This window comes from Saccharopolyspora sp. NPDC045839 (genome assembly GCF_056431645.1).
Genome location: NZ_JBWKKH010000035.1, coordinates 1 through 18550, shown reverse-complemented (window position 1 = coordinate 18550; position 18550 = coordinate 1). Strand labels below are relative to the sequence as shown.

At 68.4% G+C, this 18550-nt stretch carries 14 protein-coding genes; 10 read left to right on the top strand and 4 right to left on the bottom strand.

The features are described from left to right. Nucleotides 1–11 precede the first annotated feature (11 nt). From AC07EQ_RS34725 to AC07EQ_RS34710, 4 genes are all read right to left on the bottom strand, one after another. Nucleotides 12–863 carry a hypothetical protein gene (locus tag AC07EQ_RS34725; RefSeq protein ID WP_478392058.1) on the bottom strand — a complete coding sequence of 284 codons (852 nt, stop codon included), beginning with the start codon at nt 861–863 and terminating at the stop codon, nt 12–14. Further along, on the bottom strand, nt 860–5380 hold the full coding sequence (locus AC07EQ_RS34720) for an AAA domain-containing protein (protein WP_478392057.1): 4521 nt from the start codon (nt 5378–5380) through the stop codon (nt 860–862). Before AC07EQ_RS34720 ends, AC07EQ_RS34725 begins: the two co-directional genes overlap by 4 nt. Before the next feature lie 365 nt (nt 5381–5745). Then, entirely contained in the window at nt 5746–6339 is a 594-nt protein-coding gene (locus AC07EQ_RS34715) for a GNAT family N-acetyltransferase (RefSeq protein WP_478392056.1), read from the bottom strand. 58 nt (nt 6340–6397) lie between these two features. Further along, entirely contained in the window at nt 6398–8194 is a 1797-nt protein-coding gene (locus AC07EQ_RS34710; protein ID WP_478392055.1) for a serine/threonine-protein kinase, read from the bottom strand. Between the two features lie 270 nt (nt 8195–8464). Here AC07EQ_RS34710 and argC point away from each other — a divergent pair, with 270 nt between their 5' ends. Genes argC through tyrS form a run of 10 tightly spaced genes read left to right on the top strand, consistent with a single transcriptional unit; the run spans nt 8465 to nt 18019 of the window. Further along, nucleotides 8465–9493 carry an N-acetyl-gamma-glutamyl-phosphate reductase gene (gene argC / locus AC07EQ_RS34705; RefSeq protein WP_478392054.1) on the top strand — a complete coding sequence of 343 codons (1029 nt, stop codon included), beginning with the start codon at nt 8465–8467 and terminating at the stop codon, nt 9491–9493. Further along, a complete protein-coding gene (locus AC07EQ_RS34700; RefSeq protein WP_478392053.1) occupies nt 9490–9894 on the top strand; it encodes an ACT domain-containing protein in 405 nt (134 codons plus the stop codon). Before argC ends, AC07EQ_RS34700 begins: the two co-directional genes overlap by 4 nt. Then, nucleotides 9891–11051 carry a bifunctional glutamate N-acetyltransferase/amino-acid acetyltransferase ArgJ gene (argJ, locus tag AC07EQ_RS34695; RefSeq protein ID WP_478392052.1) on the top strand — a complete coding sequence of 387 codons (1161 nt, stop codon included), beginning with the start codon at nt 9891–9893 and terminating at the stop codon, nt 11049–11051. The genes AC07EQ_RS34700 and argJ overlap by 4 nt, the downstream gene beginning before the upstream one ends. After that, nucleotides 11048–11968, top strand: coding sequence for an acetylglutamate kinase (gene argB, locus AC07EQ_RS34690; RefSeq protein ID WP_478392051.1), 921 nt, complete (start codon nt 11048–11050; stop codon nt 11966–11968). Before argJ ends, argB begins: the two co-directional genes overlap by 4 nt. Next, a complete protein-coding gene (locus tag AC07EQ_RS34685) occupies nt 11965–13155 on the top strand; it encodes an acetylornithine transaminase (RefSeq protein ID WP_478392050.1) in 1191 nt (396 codons plus the stop codon). Before argB ends, AC07EQ_RS34685 begins: the two co-directional genes overlap by 4 nt. After that, nucleotides 13155–14081, top strand: a complete 927-nt coding sequence (gene argF / locus AC07EQ_RS34680; RefSeq protein ID WP_358572979.1) for an ornithine carbamoyltransferase — start codon at nt 13155–13157, stop codon at nt 14079–14081. Before AC07EQ_RS34685 ends, argF begins: the two co-directional genes overlap by 1 nt. After that, a complete protein-coding gene (locus AC07EQ_RS34675; protein ID WP_132493938.1) occupies nt 14078–14635 on the top strand; it encodes an arginine repressor in 558 nt (185 codons plus the stop codon). The genes argF and AC07EQ_RS34675 overlap by 4 nt, the downstream gene beginning before the upstream one ends. Next, entirely contained in the window at nt 14632–16053 is a 1422-nt protein-coding gene (argH, locus tag AC07EQ_RS34670) for an argininosuccinate lyase (RefSeq protein WP_478392049.1), read from the top strand. The genes AC07EQ_RS34675 and argH overlap by 4 nt, the downstream gene beginning before the upstream one ends. A 34-nt stretch (nt 16054–16087) precedes the next feature. Then, the gene (locus tag AC07EQ_RS34665) at nt 16088–16711 is read left to right on the top strand and encodes a DNA-3-methyladenine glycosylase (protein WP_478392048.1); all 624 of its coding nucleotides are present in this window, start codon (nt 16088–16090) and stop codon (nt 16709–16711) included. Nucleotides 16712–16744: 33 nt separating this feature from the next. Further along, on the top strand, nt 16745–18019 hold the full coding sequence (tyrS, locus tag AC07EQ_RS34660; RefSeq protein ID WP_478392047.1) for a tyrosine--tRNA ligase: 1275 nt from the start codon (nt 16745–16747) through the stop codon (nt 18017–18019). Nucleotides 18020–18550 lie beyond the last annotated feature (531 nt).

Genomic DNA, 18550 nt, shown 5'->3' with positions numbered 1-18550 from the left:
AGCCACCGTGTTTATGCTGCTGTGCCGTCGTCGGTGCAGGGGCCGATCATGGTGGCGAGGTCATTCAGCGCCGCCACCACCACGTTCCAGGCGATCCGAACGGTGTCATCCTTGGGTGAGTAGGACTGGGTCCACTGCTTCCTGGGGTGGACCAGGTTGCGGTGATCGCGGAGGACGTGGGCGTAGTCCGTGACATCCTTGGCAATCCAGCCCTTTTCATGAGCGAGGTTGATCAAGGATTGCAGGTGGTCGGTGGGCGCTTTGCCGTCCCCGGTATGCATGCTCAGCGCAACGTCGTAGAGCACGCCTTCCAAGACGCTGCCGAGCATGATGATCGCGGCCGTGGGAGCACCCGATTGCCAGCAGACGTGCGCTTCTTCGAGCCGGGCCTGCAACTGCCTGCCGAAATCGCTGGCGCTCACGAGTTTGGCGATGTTCGTGGTCAAGGTGACCGGAGTATCGCTTGCAGGGCGGGAGAGCGTTGCTTGGTGCTCGACGATCTGTGGTTTGGTCCCATTGAAGGAGATGCGGTATCCCTCGAGCTCTATCAGCTCGTTGAGTTCGGCTACGACGATCTCCCAGATCTCTTTCTCGCCGACGTACTCCCTGGGGTCGGCCAGCCGGAGAACGACTGCACGAATCCAGTCGGGGTTGCCGCGGTGCTCTCGCAGGCGGTCCAGCACCCACGGCTTACGGTAGCCGTCGAGTTCACCCGCATCGGGTAGACCGGCAGCGCGGAAGAAATTCTCGATCTCGAAGCCCCGCCGATAGTAAGGGGTGCTGTCGTCGCCGCAGATCAGTGTGGCCAGTCCGACCAGCACGTTGTCGTCCAGATACAGGTTCGACGGGTTTTGCCCGGTCACCAGTCCTCCTCGTGATGATCGCTGTTTTCGGTATCGAGCTCGACCGGCTGCCAGCCGGTGTCGGGGTCGTTCTCGTCGTGGCCTGGTTCGATGCCCTTGGCCCTTAGCGCCGCCCACACGGGCGCCAGCTCGCGATCCGGGTTTGCCGTGAACTCGCTTTCCCGGATGCGGATCGTCGTCCAACGCATTCGGGCGAGCTCGCGATCTCGGCGAGCGTCGTTGTCCTGCTGTTGCGGGCTCGCATGCCAGAAGTGCCCATCGCACTCCACCGCGAGTCGACCGCGATCACCAACGACGACAAGATCCAGTCGCCGGGGCCCTACGGGGTACTGCGGGACCACGTGGTAGCCCCGTTTCTTGATTTCGAGGAACACTCGCTGCTCGAACAACGAATCGAACAGCTTGTGATGCTTGTCCGGGCTGACTTCGTCGAGTGCAGGAGAGCGGCCGAACACCGAAGGGGGGTCTTGCATGTACGACAGCAACGAGGCACGGAGGTCCTTCGGCTTGAACTGATCCAGTTCCAAGGAGGTGAACAACCACATCTGGTCTCGTGCGCGGCTCGCCGCCACGTTGAACGCCTGCCGAAACGACTCGGCGCTGATCTGATGCGGAGGTGCAGCAACCACGAGCGACAGCATCACGACGTCGCGTTCATCGCCCTGGAAGTTCGGTGCTGTGCCAACGCGGATCTTGCGTTCTTGTCGTTCTTCCGGGGTGAACTTCTCGTTGATCAGGTTTTCCAGGAGCTGGATGTGTGCGTTGGCGTTGCGCAGCACCACGACCCCGAACGACTTGCCGGCATACGCTGGATCGTCGATGCACGAGCGCAACGTCTGGACGACTTTCTGTGCCTCGGTTTCGTTGCGGATCCTTGTTTCCTTCCCGGTGGTGACCGCGTCGTCCACTTTGGTCACCTTGAGTGGCGCGAGGCTGTCGCCGGTGCGTTCGCGCAGCGCGATGAGCCCAGATGCGCCAGATCCGTCGTCGTAGAACTGGTCCGAGGACCACTTGATGATCTCGGGGACGCAGCGGAAATGCTCCCTGAGGCGGATGAGGGCGTCTTTGCCGGAACGGGCGGATAGCACTTCATACAGATGGGACTTCGGGGTGAAAAGGCGACGGACGTCCTCATCCAGATCGGCGAGGTGCTCATCGAGCTGGGAGAACACGGTGTCCAGCCGCCCGAGCGAACTCGCGCCCGGGGTGCACTGCTTGTCGTCACCCACCACGATCACGCGTGGTGCCATCCACAGCAGATAGAGGTGGTCGATTCCTACCTGGCTTGCCTCGTCAACGATCAACACGTCGAACCTGTTGCGCTCCGCCGCGATGTTCTCCAGCAGGTTCGGGAGTGGAACGACCCATGCCGGAACGGCATCCTGGGCCTTCTGCATGGCGGCGCGAGCGGAACGGCGGAATTCCCTGGTTTTCGTCCCAGTGCCGGCCCCGATGTTCGACATGTGCGAGCGGTAGGTGTTGAGCGCGCGCACATGGTCATCCGACATCCGATCAAGGCAGCCGCGAACGGCTTCGACTGCGACTAGACGTTCGGTGACGTGCTCGATCCGGTCTTCGGTGCGCTTGAACTTTTCAGCTAGCTCTCGTTCCTCTGCGGCGTCGCGTCGCTTCTGCATGAACTGCTCGGTACGCGACCAAGCCCACGCCGCACGGACGTCGCGCTCCTGCCACACCGGATCGGTTGCAGTGCGGACCCACAGATCAGCTAGCTCGAAGTGCACCGTTTTGAGCGTCCTGGTCAGCTTTTGGCATCGGAGCTCATCGTCTCGCTCGGTCCGTGCTGTTTGCAGGTCGGCCAAGCGCTGGGCATAACCTTGCACATCCCGCTGGCCGATCGCAGTGAGAAGGGCGGCGAGTTCCGGGCAAGCGTCAGCCCGTTTTGCCCAGGCATCCACTCTGCGGTAGAGAGCACGAACGCGGTTGCGTGCTTGATCCAACAGCAGCTGCCGCTTCGCGGCAGGCACCGCATGCAACACTTCCGACAATGTTGGGAGATCTGGTATCTCCTGCTCGATTTTGTGGTCAGCGAGAGTCTTGGTTGTCAGGTCGAAGAGATCTCCCAATCGCATTGCGGCATCTAGCAGTTCGGAGTTGTCGGCCAGTTCCGACAGAGTGACGGTGACCTGGCCAGTGGGGACCATTACCCCGACATCTGCCCACTTGGCCGCGAGCTGAACGGCCGCGACTTCGGCCTCGATTTGGTTTATGGCAGCCTTGAGCTGGCCCTGTGTCGTTGGACGCGAGCCGTCCACGCGGACTTTGTCGAGCAGTTCCTGGGCCTCCTTCTGCACCTTCTTCGGTGGTAGCAGGTTGCGCAGTTTTCCCCCGCTTTCGAAGTGCTCAAGCAGCGCATACCCAGTCCGGAGCCAGCCGCGTGTCGTGCCGAGATTATCCTGCGTGATCGTCGGTTTGTCGACTACGAAGCCGGTGCCTTGCTCGGCGAGGCGTTCTTGCAGTTTCCTGGCTTCGTCGCGTACTTCCAGGAGATGTGACCACAGCCCGGAGTTTCGTCGGCTGAGTCTGTCGCGGACGGCCTTGGCCACCCATTCCTGCTCGAAAGAGGAGCTCGCTGACACGTAGCGGCATTCCTGGAGAATCCGACGAAGCTGCGATTCAAGCTGGTGGAGCAGGTTCAGTTCCTCTTCGGGAAGCCGAGCGAGTTCACGTCCCGGTCCGTTGGCCGCCTGCTCTGCAGCCTCCATGGCTTCCCGCTCCTCCTGTACGTGCGAGTTCAATTCGCTCGGCGACGGGAGTTCTTCGGCAGCGGGTATCTCCTGATTAACTCGGTTGGCGCGGCCTTCCGTGCGGCTCGCCAGCAGATTGCGCAGTTCGGTCAAATCAGCAGAGGAGAGCGGAGGTATGTCCGGGGCGCTCTCCGGGACGGGCGGCATCCACGCGTTGATTTCACTGTTGTCGAGGACTTCTCGGACGATGTCGGCCAGTGTGCCCCGGTAGCGACTCGGGTCATAGCCGGGAACGACCGGTGGGAACTGGGCCTGTTCCGTCTCGCGGAGTTTTGCGATTCTGGCGTTCAGTCCGGCGCTGTTACGGCGGAGTTGATCCCGTTCCGCCCGCAGGGCGGCAGCTTCTTGAGAAAGCTTGTTGCGGTCGGTGGCGGCGACCGCCTGCGAAAGCGCGTCCAGGCCGCGTTCCAGTTCGACGGCCGCGTCCTTGCTTCCACCAGCGAGTAGCACGCAGAGCTTGCGGACTTCGGAGGGGATCTTGTCCCGCAGCACCCGTAGGGCCTGATCTTTCTGGCTGGTGACCAGCACGCGCTGGCCCTGGGCGAGCAACGCTGACACGAGGTTGGCGATCGTGTGTGTTTTCCCGGTTCCGGGCGGGCCTTGGACGACGACGCCTGTTTCAGTGCGCAGCAGTTCGAACACACGCGACTGCTCTCCGTTGGCAGGGAGCGGAAAGAGTGGATCCGTGCCGAGCAGGTCGCCGCGCTCAGCGCCTTGAGCGGAAAGCCACTGGTCGCGTTCGTGGCGCTCGGTGTTGACGACCAACTGCGCGAGCGCCACTGGCACCGGAGCGTCGGGTTCCCTGAGTTTCTCGGCAATGCGTTGGTAGGCCTCGGAGATTAGTACGGACGTCCGGCGCTGCAGCAGAAGCGCCGGCGACGGGCTGAACGTGAGGACGTCCGGTAGAGCTGAACCTCGGCCGGGGCGGGTGGCGGATTCGGCGATCCCTCTGTCAAGAGCGGAACCAGCCCACTCGCGAACCGCGCGCAACGTCCGTTCGGCAGGAATCGGCGTCATCGAGGTTTTGAGCTCTCCTTTGAGCTCTCTGGCCCGATCCGGCCGGTACTCCGGGAGCCAGTCGAACAGCTCGCGATCTTCGAAGCGCCGCTTTCCTGGGATTCGGGTGACCGTCACATTGCCGGATTTGTCCAACACGGGAACGGCCTGTTCCACCAAGACGTGGCGGAACAGCGCCTCGCCGCTCGGCATACGCAGACTGAAGAGCCCGACGGCCAGTACGAACTCGAACTCGTCGTCCTTCTGCTCAAGGGTCCGGGCCGCCTTCTCGAGCTTCTCGTAAAGTTCGCGCTGCGGCATCCGGCGACGTTCTTCTTCTGCCCAGGCGCGCCAGCGTGCAAGCCAGAGCTGGAAGCTCCGAGCGATCTCGGGGCCGTCCTCGACGTCGCTTTCCATGAAGTCCGAGCCATCAGCGTTGCGGAGCTTCGGTTCGGGACCGGTAGCAACGGTCGTCTGTGGTAGATCGATGAATTCCGTCAGTTGGTCGGGTGGCTGAGGGGCCGAAACATTGGGCACCGGACGCACTTGCAGGAGCACGTCCTCGGCCGTGGGGTCTGACCTGACGCCAGCTGGGAGGTCGTCGAACCAGATGGTGCTTGTTGGGGCATTCGGGTGATTTCCGGAAATGTCGCGCAGCGGGGTTCGGTTCGCTGCTTTGGTCAAGTCCGCGAGGTAGTTGACCAGGCTTGCGGTCTTGCGCAGGGCTTCGGAGTCGCGTCCTCCAGCCGAGGCCATGAAGTCTCCTCTTCGTAGGCAACAGAACAGAATGCAGACCTCAAAGTGGATGTTCAAGGCTGTATCGGAAAGGTGGGACCTTTTTGAGAGGACATGGCCCATTTGGAGTAACGCCATGGCCGCGTTGGGTGAGGATGCTCCGAACGAGGAACGTTCGCCATGTCGTTTGCTTCTTCGCCGTCAACACTGGCTGAGCACTTTCATGATTGACGACGAGATCTCACGACATCGAAAACATGATTGGCGATCCTGAACCGGAAGACGCTGCTGGTCAGGGGTCGGTTAGGAGATCGGGAATGCAGGGGGCCGAGGCCAGAGTGCGTAGGCCCAATTCGGCGCGGGGATGTTGAGAGCGACGCCGTCAGTCACCGATGGGGCACGCTGCGGGCGGCGAACTCGGTGGCGGTGATGCCCATCAGCACGAGGCACTGGGCTCCGCCGCACAGGAATTCCGGGTCGCGCAGGCGGCCTTCCTCGCGGAAGCCGAGTTTGCCGTGCAGCGCGAGGGAAGCGGCGTTGCCGTCGTAGATCCCGACCTCGCACTTGCGGTAGCGCAGCCGCCCGAACATGAACGCGAGCAGGGCGGTGATCGCGTCGTCGGCGTAGCCGAGGCGGCGGTGCTGCGGGCCGATCCCGATGCCGTAGCCGAACCGGCCGGAACCGGGCTCGGCCTGACTGGCGGACAGCGAGCCGACCAGCGTCCGGTCCAGCAGCGTCTCGATGGCCAGCTGGATGTCGTCGCCGGAGTCGGCGTGGTGCGCCCGGTGCGCTCCCCAGTGCCGGTAGCCGTCGAACTTCGGGTAGTGGGTGTCGGACGATTCCCGGTCGAACCGCATCAGCGTGCGCCGGTCGGCCGGCTCGACGCGCCGCAACCGCACCCGCTGCCCGACCGGGCCCGACGTCATGATCGACATCGAACGGCGGGCACCCGTGCCGGGGCGGGGTGGGGTCATCGTCATCGGCAACGATGATGCCCGGAGAGCCGCGCCGAAGTCGAAGCGGGGTGCCCCCGGTTGCTCAGCTCGGGGTCGTCCAGGATCGCGGGCGCTCGCGGATCGACCGGCCGACCGTGAGCGCGACACCGATCAGCACTGCGAAGCCCGTGAGCGCGACCGAGGCTTTGAACTCGGAAGGCACCGCTGCGACCGGATTCGCGTGCTCGTCGATGAAGCCGTAGGCGGTGAAGTCGAGCAGCACCGCCAGATCGACGGCCGCGCGGATCGCCAGCGCGGCCGTCCAAGCGGCCAGGATGCGGATGCCGGTGGCGCGCGGCGTCGCGACGATGGCGAAGACGGAGATCGCGAAGCCGGGCACGAACAGCGCAGTCGCTGCCAGGTTCGGCCAGCCGTGGGTGAAAGCGCCGAGCGCCAGGCACCCGACCCCGGCGACGCCTGCGGTGATCGCGAGCCCTCGCTGCCGAGGGCTGAGCCGCAAGGCTGCCCGCGGCGCGCGGATCAGCGCGAGGAGCGACGCGACCGCCGGCGGGCCCCAGAACAGCAGGTGGGCGAGGTAGAGCCGCTCGTCGATCGGGCGCGTGAGGCCGACGAAGAAGTAGCCGGTGCTCCACAACCAGAACGGCGAACTGCCCGCGAGGACGGCCGCGACGGGAACCTGGTACCGCCGGACGAACAGCAGCAGCCCGGCGACCGGCAGCACCACGACCAGCGCCCCGAGCAGGGCGAGCACGATCAGCCCGGCGAGCCCGAGGCCGCCGCCGGCGAGCGTTCCGGCGTAGCCGGCTCGGGGCACGTCGGTCGCCCAGGACACCACGCCGGCGAGCCTGCTGCCGGGTGCATCGGCCTGCCGAGCCGCGAGATCCGGGAACCGGGCCGGAAGGGCAGCCGCGTCCATGACATTGCTCAGGGTGAAAACGCCGGGTAGGAGCTTCTGCTGAACGTCGAAGAGCAGCAGGGCGAAGCCGATGCAGCTGGACAGGCAGATCACCCCGGCGACGACCAGCCACGGATCGCGTTGCGGGCGGCCGAGGTGGACGGTCGACTGGTCGCCGTTCTCCGCGCCGATGGCGTTCAGCTGGGCGCGGATGCCCTCGATCGTCGGCCGGTCGTCGACCCGCTTGGCCATCAGCCCGCCCAGCAGCCGTGCGAACGCCTCGCCCGCGCGGACCGGCGCGGGCGGCTCCTCGGAAAGCACCGCGGCCAGCGAATCCCCGGCGGTGCTGCGCAGGTATGGCGACTTGCCCTCGACCGCGAAGTACAGGGTGACGCCCAGCGCCCACAGATCGGAGGCGGCCACGGCGCGGCCCCGGACGTGTTCGGGGGCCATGTAGGCGGGTGAGCCGACCATGATGCTGGACGCCGTCGCGGTGGAGCCATCGTCGAGTCGTGCGATGCCGAAGTCGGTCAGCTTCACCGAACCGTCGGCGGCCACCATGATGTTGCTGGGCTTCACGTCGCGGTGCACGATGCCGAGCCGATGCGCGGCCTGGAGCACGTCCAGCACGCGCGAGGCGATCTCGACGGTGCGGGCGGCCGGCAGCGGCCCTTCGGATTCGACGAGGTCCTGCAGGGTGGCGGCCTCGACCAGTTCCATGACGATGTATATCCGGTCGTCGGCCTCGATGGCGTCGAAGACGGTGACCGCGCCGGGATGGTTGAGCTTCCCGGCGAGCCTGGCTTCCCGCAGCACCCGTGCCCGCAGCTCCGGATGATCGGCCCCGGGAGGCAGGTGGATCTCCTTGACGGCGACGGGCCGGTCGAGCAGGGCGTCCCAGGCCCGCCAGACGGTCCCCATTCCGCCCCGGCCGATCACGGATTCAAGCGCGAAACGCTCCGCCAACAAGCGTTCCTCGCCCACCGGCGCCCCCTTCTCCCGTTCCGGGGGGAACATTAGCGCCGGGATGATCAGTTTGTCCCGCCTTTGCCGGAGCCGGCGAGCTCCCGTGGCTCGTGAGCGCTTTGGGCTGCTATGGCGACTCGAACCACTCACGAGCTCTGCGGCCGGCCGGGCGGTGGGAGGATTGGGGTGAACGGCCCGTTCGCCTCGTCTAGCTGGGTGAATGTGGCGTTCGTCGCGGAGCCGAACGCTCGTTTGATTAATGTTGCATGGGAGTGCATAATCATCCGCATGACGGTTCGAGTGGCAGTTGCCGGGGCTAGCGGCTACGCGGGCGGGGAACTGCTCCGCCTGCTGCTGTCGCACCCCGAGGTGGAGATCGGCGCGTTGACCGCGGGCGGCAACGCCGGGACCAGGCTCGGGCAGCACCACCCGAACCTGCTGCCGCTGGCGGACCGCATCCTCGCCGACACCAGGGCCGCCGAGCTCGCCGGCCACGACGTCGTCTTCCTCGCCCTCCCGCACGGCCACTCCGCGGCCATCGCGGCCGAACTCGGCGACGACGCGATCGTCATCGACTGCGGCGCCGACCACCGGCTCAACGACCCCACCGACTGGGCCCGCTGGTACGGCGGCGAACACCCCGGCACCTGGCCCTACGGCATCCCCGAGCTCCCGGGCGCCCGCGACCGGCTCCGCGGCTCCCGCCGCGTCGCCGTCCCCGGCTGCTTCCCGACGGTGTCCTCGCTGGCGCTCGTCCCCGCGCTCGCCGCCGGGCTCGTCGAGCCGGACGCCGTCGTCGTCGCGGTCACCGGCACCTCCGGTGCCGGCCGCGCGCTCAAGCCGCACCTGCTCTCCGCCGAGGTGATGGGCTCCGCCAGCGTCTACGGCGTGGGCGGCGCGCACCGGCACACGCCGGAGCTGATCCAGAACCTCAGCGCCGTGGCGGGGGAGCCGGTGAAGGTGTCGTTCACGCCGGTCCTCGCGCCGATGCCGCGCGGCATCCTCGCCACCTGCTCCGCCCCGCTGCGCGAGGGCGTCGACGAGGACGCGGCGCGCAAGGCCTACCTCGACGCCTACGGCGACGAGCCGTTCGTGCACGTGCTGCCCGAGGGCCACTGGCCGCAGACCTCCGCGACGCTCGGCGCGAACACCGTGCACCTGCAGCTGGCGGTGGATCCGGACGCCGGGCGGCTGATCATCGTCGGCGCCGAGGACAACCTCACCAAGGGCACCGCCGGCGGCGCCGTGCAGTGCATGAACCTCGCGGTGGGGCTGCCGGAGACCACCGGGCTGCCGCTGGTCGGGGTGGCGCCATGAGCCGGCTGAAGCTCCGGCTGCACGCCGAGCAGCTGGCCGTCGGCATGGTCCCGGCGCACGTCAGCCTGGCGCTGACCGGCGGCACCGCGCCGATCCACGGCAGCCTGACCACCGGCGCGGGCCGCACCATCATCTTCCCGTACTCGCTGGCCGCCGAGTCCGGCCCGGACGTCCGGGTGGAGGGGCCGTTCCGGGCGCTGGAGATCGACGGCCCGCTGGACTTCGCGCTGACCGGCGTGCTCGCGGCGCTGCTGGCGCCGCTGGCCGACGCCGAGATCAGCGTCTTCACCCTGTCCACATTCGACACCGACTGGATCCTGGTCCCGGCCGATTCGGCCGTGCGGGCCGCCGAGGTGCTGACCTCCGCTGGGCACACCGTGGATATCGAGGAGAGCCAATGAGCGTGACCGGACCTGCCGGTTTCCGGGCGGCGGGGATCGCCGCCGGGATCAAGGCCGCGGGCGCGCGCGATGTCGCGCTGGTCGTCAACGACGGGCCACGACAGGCCGCGGCCGGGGTGTTCACCACCAACAAGGTCAAGGCAGCGCCGGTGCTCTGGTCGCAGCAGGTGCTGACGGAGCGCAAGCTCCGCGCGGTGGTGCTCAACTCCGGCTGCGCCAACGCCTGCACCGGCCCGGAGGGCTTCCAGGACACCCACGCCACCGCCGAGAAGGTCGCCGACGTGCTCGGCGTCGGCGCCATCGAGATCGCGGTGTGCTCCACCGGCCTGATCGGCGAGCGGCTGCCGATGGACGCGCTGCTGTCCGGTGTGGACACCGCGGCGAAGGCGCTGAACGCCACCGACCAGGCCGGGCTCGACGCGGCCACCGCGGTGCTCACCACCGACAGCAAGCCGAAGCAGGCATTCGGGAAGCACGACGCGGGCTGGTCGGCCGGCGGTTTCGCCAAGGGCGCCGGGATGCTCGCGCCGAACCTGGCCACCATGCTCAGCGTCATCACCACCGACGCGGTGATCGCAGGCGACGACCTGGACGAGGCGCTGCGCGCGGCCACCAGGGTCACCTTCGACCGGCTCGACGTCGACGGCGGCACCTCCACCAACGACACGGTCCTCGTCCTGGCCTCCGGCGCCTCCGGCGTCGAACCGTCCAAAGAGGACTTCGCCGCGCTGCTCACCGCCGTCTGCACGGACCTGGTCCGCCAGCTGCAGGACGACGCCGAAGGCGCCACCAAGACCATCGACGTGACGGTGCGCGGCGCGGTCAGCGAGGCCGACGCGGTCGCCATCGGGCGCACCATCGCCGAGGACAACCTGGTCAAGACCGCGATGTTCGGCTCGGACCCGAACTGGGGCCGGATCGCGATGGCGCTCGGCCGGGTCGACGCCGAGATCGACGTGGCCAAGCTGGAGATCGCCACCAACGGCGTCACGCTCTACGCGAACGGCACCAAGGCCCGCGACCGCAGCGAGGCCGACCTGTCCGGGCGCGCCATCGAGATCGTCGTGGACCTGCACCTCGGCGAGCACGCGGCGACCATCCTGACCACCGACCTGTCCCACGCTTACGTCGAAGAGAACAGCGCGTACTCGTCATGACCCAGCAAGAAGCCGGCGACCGGCTGGCCACCGCGGCCGAGAAGGCCAGCGTCCTCGTCGAAGCCCTCCCGTGGCTGCAGCGCTTCCACGGCGCGACCGTCGTGATCAAGTACGGCGGCAACGCGATGATCGACGACGAGCTCAAGCGCGCCTTCGCGCACGACATGGTGTTCCTGCGGCTCGCCGGACTGCACCCGGTGGTGGTGCACGGCGGCGGCCCGCAGATCACCGCGATGCTCGACCGGCTCGGCATGGAAGGCGAGTTCCGCGGCGGCCTGCGGGTGACCTCCCCGGAGACCATGGACGTGGTGCGCATGGTGCTGGTCGGCCAGGTCGGGCGCGAACTGGTCGGGCTGATCAACCAGCACGGGCCGTACGCGGTCGGCATGTCCGGCGAGGACGCCAGGCTGTTCACCGCCGAGCGCCGCACCGCGACGGTCGACGGCGAAGCCGTGGACGTCGGGCTCGTCGGCGACGTGGTGTCGGTCAACGCCGACGCGGTGCTCGACCTGATCAAGGCCGGCCGCATCCCCGTCGTCTCGACCGTCGCCCCCGACGCCGACGGCGTGGTCCACAACGTCAACGCCGACACCGCCGCCGGGGCACTGGCGGTCGCGCTCGGCGCCGAGAAGCTCGTGGTGCTCACCGACGTCGAGGGCCTCTACACCAACTGGCCGGACCGCGGCTCGCTCGTGTCGCGCCTGGACGCCGACCAGCTGGCGGAACTGCTGCCGAGCCTGTCCAGCGGCATGGTCCCGAAGATGGAGGCCTGCCTGCGCGCGGTGCGTGGCGGGGTGCCGCGGGCGCACGTCATCGACGGCCGCCTCGCGCACTCGGTCCTGCTCGAGGTGTTCACCAGCGCCGGAGTCGGCACGATGGTTCTGCCGGTGCAGGCAGAGGAAGGCGAGAACTCATGACCACCAACGCCGCGGGAGCGCAGCGCTGGCAAGCGTCCATGATGGACAACTACGGCACCCCGAAGCTGACCCTCGTCAGCGGTTCGGGCGCCGAGGTGACCGACGCCGACGGCAAGACCTACGTGGACTTCCTCAGCGGCATCGCGGTCAACGCGCTCGGCCACGCGCACCCCGCCGTGGTGCAGGCCGTCTCCGAGCAGATCGGCAAGCTCGGCCACGTCTCCAACCTCTACGTGCACGAGCAGGGCCTCAAACTCGCCGAACGGCTGCTGGCCCTCGCCGGCGCGACCGGCCAGGGCCGGGTGCTGTTCTGCAACTCCGGCGCCGAGGCCAACGAGGCCGCGTTCAAGATCGCGCGGCTGACCGGCCGCGCCAAGCTCGTCGCCGCGCACGGCGGCTTCCACGGCCGCACCATGGGAGCCCTCGCGCTCACCGGCCAGCCCGCCAAGCAAAAGCCCTTCGAACCGCTGCCACCCGGCGTGGTGCACGTGCCCTACGGCGACGTGGCCGCGCTGGAGTCCGAAGTGGACGACAACACCGCGGCGGTGTTCCTGGAGCCGATCCAGGGCGAGAACGGCGTGATCGTGCCGCCCGAGGGATACCTCCAGGCGGCCCGGGAGATCGCCACCCGCAACGGCGCGCTGCTGGTGTTCGACGAGGTGCAGACCGGCATCGGCCGCACCGGCTCGTGGTTCGCCTTCCAGCGCACCGGTGTCGTCCCCGACGTGATCACCCTGGCCAAGGGCCTCGGCGGCGGCCTGCCGATCGGCGCCTGCATCGGCATCGGCGCCGCCGGAGACCTGCTGCACCCCGGCCAGCACGGCACCACCTTCGGCGGCAACCCGGTGGTCTGCGCCGCCGCGCAGGCGGTGCTGGACACCATCGCCGCCGACGGGCTGCTCGAACACGTCGAGCAGGTCGGCAAGGAACTGGTCACCGGCCTGCAGCAGCTCGACCACCCGCTGATCGGCGAGGTGCGCGGCGCGGGCCTGCTCATCGGCGTCGGCCTCACCGAACCGGTGTCGGCCAAGATCGCCGTCGCCGCGCTGGACGCCGGATTCCTGATCAACCCCATCCAGCCCGACGCGATCCGGCTGGCCCCACCGCTGATCGTGCGGCCCGACCAGGTGCAGCGGCTGCTCGCCGCCCTGCCCGCGCTGCTCGACGCTGCCAAGGAGAACCACTGATGCCCCGGCACTTCCTCCGCGACGACGACCTCACGCCCGCCGAGCAGGCCGAGGTCCTCGACCTCGCCGACCAGTTCAAGGCCGACCCGCACGGCTCCGACGCGCTGGCCGGGCCCAAGTCGATCGCGGTGCTCTTCGAGAAGAACTCCACCCGCACCCGGCTGTCCTTCGAGGTCGGCATCGCCCAGCTCGGCGGCCAGCCGATCGTCGTGGACGGGCGGATGATGCAGCTCGGTCGCGAGGAGACCATCGAGGACACCTCCCGGGTGCTGTCCCGCTACGTCCACGCCGTGGTGTGGCGGACCTTCGCGCAGGCCCGCATCGACGCGATGGCCTCGGTTTCCCGGGTGCCGGTGATCAACGCGCTCACCGACGAGTTCCACCCCTGCCAGGTGCTCGCCGACCTGCAGACCGTCCGGGAACGGCACGGCAAGCTCGCCGGCCTCACCCTGACCTACCTCGGCGACGGCGCCAACAACATGGCGCACTCGCTGATGGTCGGCGGGGTCACCGCGGGCATGCACGTCCGCATCGGCGCGCCGGCGGGCTTCCGGCCGCTGGACTGGGTGCTGGACGCGGCCCGGAAGCGCGCCGCCGAGACCGGCGGCTCCGTCGAGCTGTTCAACACCCCGAACGGCGCGGTCGAAGGCGCGGACGTGCTGGTCACCGACTCCTGGACGTCGATGGGCCAGGAGAACGACGGCAAGGACCGGGTCAGCCCGTTCCGGCCGTTCCAGGTCAACGCCGAACTGCTGGCCGCCACCGGCAAGACCGACACCAGCGTGCTGCACTGCCTGCCCGCGCACCGCGGCATGGAGATCACCGACGAGGTGATCGACGGCCCGGCCAGCGCGGTGTTCGACGAAGCCGAGAACCGCCTGCACGCTCAGAAGGCGCTGCTGGCGTGGCTGGTGCGACAGCCATGACGACCCGCGTCGCGCGGCAGGCCCGCATCATCGAACTGGTCGCGTCGATGGGCATCCGCAGCCAGACCGAGCTGGCCAAGCTGCTCGCGGGCGACGGCATCGAGGTCACCCAGGCGACGCTGTCACGGGACCTCGACGAACTCGGCGCGGTCAAGCTGCGGGGTGCCGACGGCGGGGCGGCGGTCTACGTCATCCCCGAGGACGGCAGTCCGGTCCGCGGCGTGCAGGGCGGCACGTCGCGGCTGAGCCGGCTGCTCGGCGAGCTGCTCGTCGGCGCCGACGGCGCGGGCAACCTGACCGTGCTGCGCACCCCGCCCGGCGCGGCGCAGTTCCTGGCCAGCGCCATAGACCGAGCGGCGCTGCCGGAAGTGGTGGGCTCCATCGCTGGCGACGACACCGTGATGATCGTCGCCCGCGAGCCCCTCACCGGGCACCAGCTGGCCGCCCGGTTCACCGACATGGCCGCGGGCGAAGGGCAATCCGAAGCGGACGCCGAAACGCCGCGGTCCACAATGGATGACGACGACCCACACCAGACCGGGGGAACACCGTGACGCAGCAAGGCAGCGAGCCGACCAAGCTCTGGGGCGGCCGGTTCGCCTCCGGCCCGGCCGAGGCGATGGCCGCGCTGAGCCTGTCGACCCACTTCGACTGGCGACTGGCGCCCTACGACATCGCCGGATCACGCGCCCACGCCCGCGTGCTGCACCGCGCCGGGCTGCTCACCGCCGACGAACTCGAGCGGATGCTCGCGGGCCTGGACGTCCTGGCCGCGGACGTCGAGGCAGGCACCTTCACGCCGGTGATCGACGACGAGGACGTGCACACCGCCCTTGAGCGCGGCCTGCTGGAACGCGTCGGGCCGGAACTCGGCGGCAAGCTGCGCGCCGGGCGCTCCCGCAACGACCAGGTCGCCACGCTGTTCCGGATGTGGCTGCGAGACGCCAACCGCCGCGTCGTCGCCGGCGTCCTCGACATCGTCGACGCCCTCGTCGCCCAGGCCGCCGAGCACCCCGACGCGGTGCTGCCCGGCCGGACCCACCTGCAGCACGCGCAGCCGGTGCTGCTGGCGCACCACCTCCTCGCGCACTGCCAGGCGCTGCTGCGCGACGTCCAGCGCTTCCGCGACTGGGACGCCCGCACCGCGTACTCGCCGTACGGCTCGGGCGCCCTGGCGGGCTCCTCGCTCGGGCTCGACCCGCAGGCCGTCGCCGCCGAGCTCGGCTTCGCCGGTGCCGTCGACAACTCCATCGACGGCACCGCCTCGCGCGACTTCGCCGCCGAGGCGGCGTTCTGCCTCGCGATGCTCGGCGTGAACCTCTCGCGCATCGCCGAAGAGGTGATCATCTGGAACACCGCCGAGTTCGGCTACGTGACGCTCGACGACGCCTGGGCGACCGGTAGCTCGATCATGCCGCAGAAGAAGAACCCGGACGTCGCCGAGCTGGCCCGCGGCAAGTCCGGGCGGCTCATCGGCAACCTCGGCGGCCTGCTGGCCACGCTGAAGGCGCAGCCGCTGGCCTACAACCGGGACCTGCAGGAGGACAAGGAGCCGGTCTTCGACTCCGTCGAGCAGCTGGAGCTGCTGCTGCCCGCGATGGCGGGCATGCTCGGCACCCTGACCTTCCACACCGGGCGGCTCGCCGAGCTGGCGCCCGCCGGCTTCACTCTCGCCACCGACATCGCGGAGTGGCTGGTGCGCCAGGGCGTCCCCTTCCGGGTCGCGCACGAGGCGTCGGGGGAGTGCGTGCGCACCGCCGAGGCCCGCGGAGTCGGGCTGGAGGACCTGACCGACGAGGAACTCGCCGCGGCCAACCCCGCGCTCACCCCGCAGGTGCGCGAGGTGCTGACCGTCGAGGGCTCCATCGCCTCTCGCGACGCGCACGGCGGCACCGCCCCGAACCGGGTGGCCGAGCAGCGCGAACGCGTCGCCGACAACGTGCGGCAACATCGCGAGTGGCTGTCTAAGTGATCACGGTTTGGGCACGACCGGTAGTGTCTTGCCTGTGAGTCAGGTGACGCGCGACGAACTTGCCCTCGATCCACTGTGGGTGGCTCGCCGCCTGCTCGGCTGCGAGCTGCGGTCGACCGGGCCGCAGGGCGAGGTCGGCGTGCGCCTGGTCGAGGTGGAGGCCTACCGCGGCATGGACGACCCCGCGTCGCACTGCTACCGCGGGCGGACCGAGCGCAACGCAGTGATGTTCGGTCCGGCCGGTCACCTGTACGTGTACTTCGTGTACGGGATGCACTTCTGCATCAACGTCGTGTGCCTGACCGACGGTGTCCCCGGCGCGGTGCTGCTGCGCGCCGGGGAGATCACCACAGGCCCCGAGCTCGCCCGCGCCCGCCGCCCGGCGGTCCGCAAGGACACCCAGCTCGCCAGCGGGCCCGCCCGGCTGGCCGGGGTCCTCGGCATCACCCGTGAGCACAACGGCGTCGATCTCACCGACCCGGAGTCACCCATCCGGCTGTACAACGGCACCCCGGTCGGTGAGGACGACATCCGCAGCGGACCCCGGGTCGGCGTCGCCGCGGCGATGGACCTGCCCTGGCGGACCTGGGTGGACGACTCGTCGGCGGTCAGCTCGTACCGGCGCGGCGGCCGCCGCCGCACCCAGGCCCGGGCGTAAACCAGGTTGCTCGCATGAGCGAGACTTGGACGCGTGAGTGAGAACATCCTTGACGAGCTGACCTGGCGCGGCCTGATCGCGCAATCCACCGACCTCGACTCGCTGCGACGGGAACTCGACCAGGGGCCGCTCACGCTCTATGCCGGTTTCGACCCGACCGGCCCCAGCCTGCACGCCGGGCACCTGATCCCGATCCTGACGCTGCGCCGCTTCCAGCAGGCCGGGCACCGGCCGGTGGTCCTGGCCGGCGGCGCCACGGGCCTGATCGGCGACCCGCGCGACGTCGGCGAGCGCAACCTGCACGACGAGAACACCGTGCTGGAGTGGACCGACAAGATCCGCGCCCAGCTGTCCGCGTTCGTCGACTTCGACGACTCGCCGACCGGCGCGATCATGGAGAACAACGCGCACTGGACCGCGGACCTGCCGGTCACGGCGTTCCTGCGGGACATCGGGAAGCACTTCTCGGTGAACACGATGCTGGCGCGGGAGACCGTCAAGCGGCGGCTGGAAACCGACGGCATGTCCTACACCGAGTTCAGCTACATGTTGTTGCAGGCCAACGACTTCGTGCAGCTGTACCGGAAGTACGGCACCCGGCTCCAGCTCGGCGGCTCGGACCAGTGGGGCAACATCATCGCCGGCGTCGACCTGGTCCGGAAGCAGGAGTCGGCCGCCGCGCACGCGCTGACCCTGCCGCTGGTCACCGACTCGGAGGGCCGCAAGTTCGGCAAGTCCACCGGCGGCGGCAACGTCTGGCTGGATCCGGCGATGACCACGCCGTACGCCTGGTACCAGTACTTCGTCAACGCGGCCGACGCCGACGTCGCGAAGTACCTGCGGCTGTTCACCTTCCTCGACCGCGAGGAGATCGACGAGCTGGAGCGGAGCACGGTGGAGCGGCCCCAGCTGCGGGCCGGCCAGCGCAAGCTCGCCGAGGAGCTGACCACCCTGGTGCACGGAGCGGATCAGACCCGCAAGGTCATCGCGGCCAGCCAAGCGCTGTTCGGCAAGGGCGAGATCGCCGAGCTCGACGAGGCGACCCTGGACGCGGCGATGGCGGCGGTGCCGACGGCGGAAGCCCGGCTCGCCGACGCCCCGACGATCGTGGACCTGCTCGTCGAAACCGGTCTCGCCACCGGGAAGGGCGCCGCGCGGCGCACCATCAAGGAGGGCGGCGCGTACGTCAACAACGGCAAGATCGGCGATGAGGAGTGGTCGCCGAGCAAGGACGACCTGCTGCACGGCCGTTGGCTCGTGATCCGCCGTGGCAAGCGTCACACTGCGGGCGTTCGGGTCGTGCACTAGCCTGGAATCAGCACCGGAAAGGGGCGCTGAGCTGCATGTTCGGGCTCCGCCGGTGCTGATTCGAGCCGATTTGACTCGGCGCTGAACGACGCGTAAATTGTTTCAGGTCAGCGCGGAACGGGCCGATGAAAAACGGACCGGGCACTGACGCGGGGTCGCGAACCAAGCTCCTGCCTCCGGGTGGTAGAGTGGGCGTCCCGATCAGGAAATCGAAATTCAGAAGCCGGACCTGGTTGTCCGTGCGACGAGGTTGCGGTTTCCGACCAGATCTTTGATGAAAAAGTGCTTGGCTGCGGCCGGCGGAATAGCGAGCCGAAATACGGCGATCCGGTGGGAGTGACCCCCCGGGAAAGCCGAAAAAAGGGTCTGCTACTCTGGTCGACAGCAAAAGCGAGAAAGAAAGTGCTCCCCGGAGCTGCGGTCCTGATTAGGGATCGGGTGATGGTGTGGGTGTGTTCTTTGAGAACTCAACAGCGGACTGTTTTGGTTAGTGTTCTTTTATGCCCCCGACCATTTCGGTGGTTGGTGGTT

Bases quoted from the DNA above. Each gene is read 5' to 3' on its own strand.
- AC07EQ_RS34720 (WP_478392057.1), bottom strand. From the start codon at position 5,380: ATGGCCTCGGCTGGAGGACGCGACTCCGAAGCCCTGCGCAAGACCGCA.
- AC07EQ_RS34715 (WP_478392056.1), bottom strand. From the start codon at position 6,339: ATGACGATGACCCCACCCCGCCCCGGCACGGGTGCCCGCCGTTCGATG.
- argC (WP_478392054.1), top strand. From the start codon at position 8,465: ATGACGGTTCGAGTGGCAGTTGCCGGGGCTAGCGGCTACGCGGGCGGG.
- AC07EQ_RS34700 (WP_478392053.1), top strand. From the start codon at position 9,490: ATGAGCCGGCTGAAGCTCCGGCTGCACGCCGAGCAGCTGGCCGTCGGC.
- argJ (WP_478392052.1), top strand. From the start codon at position 9,891: ATGAGCGTGACCGGACCTGCCGGTTTCCGGGCGGCGGGGATCGCCGCC.
- argB (WP_478392051.1), top strand. From the start codon at position 11,048: ATGACCCAGCAAGAAGCCGGCGACCGGCTGGCCACCGCGGCCGAGAAG.
- AC07EQ_RS34685 (WP_478392050.1), top strand. From the start codon at position 11,965: ATGACCACCAACGCCGCGGGAGCGCAGCGCTGGCAAGCGTCCATGATG.
- argF (WP_358572979.1), top strand. From the start codon at position 13,155: ATGCCCCGGCACTTCCTCCGCGACGACGACCTCACGCCCGCCGAGCAG.
- AC07EQ_RS34675 (WP_132493938.1), top strand. From the start codon at position 14,078: ATGACGACCCGCGTCGCGCGGCAGGCCCGCATCATCGAACTGGTCGCG.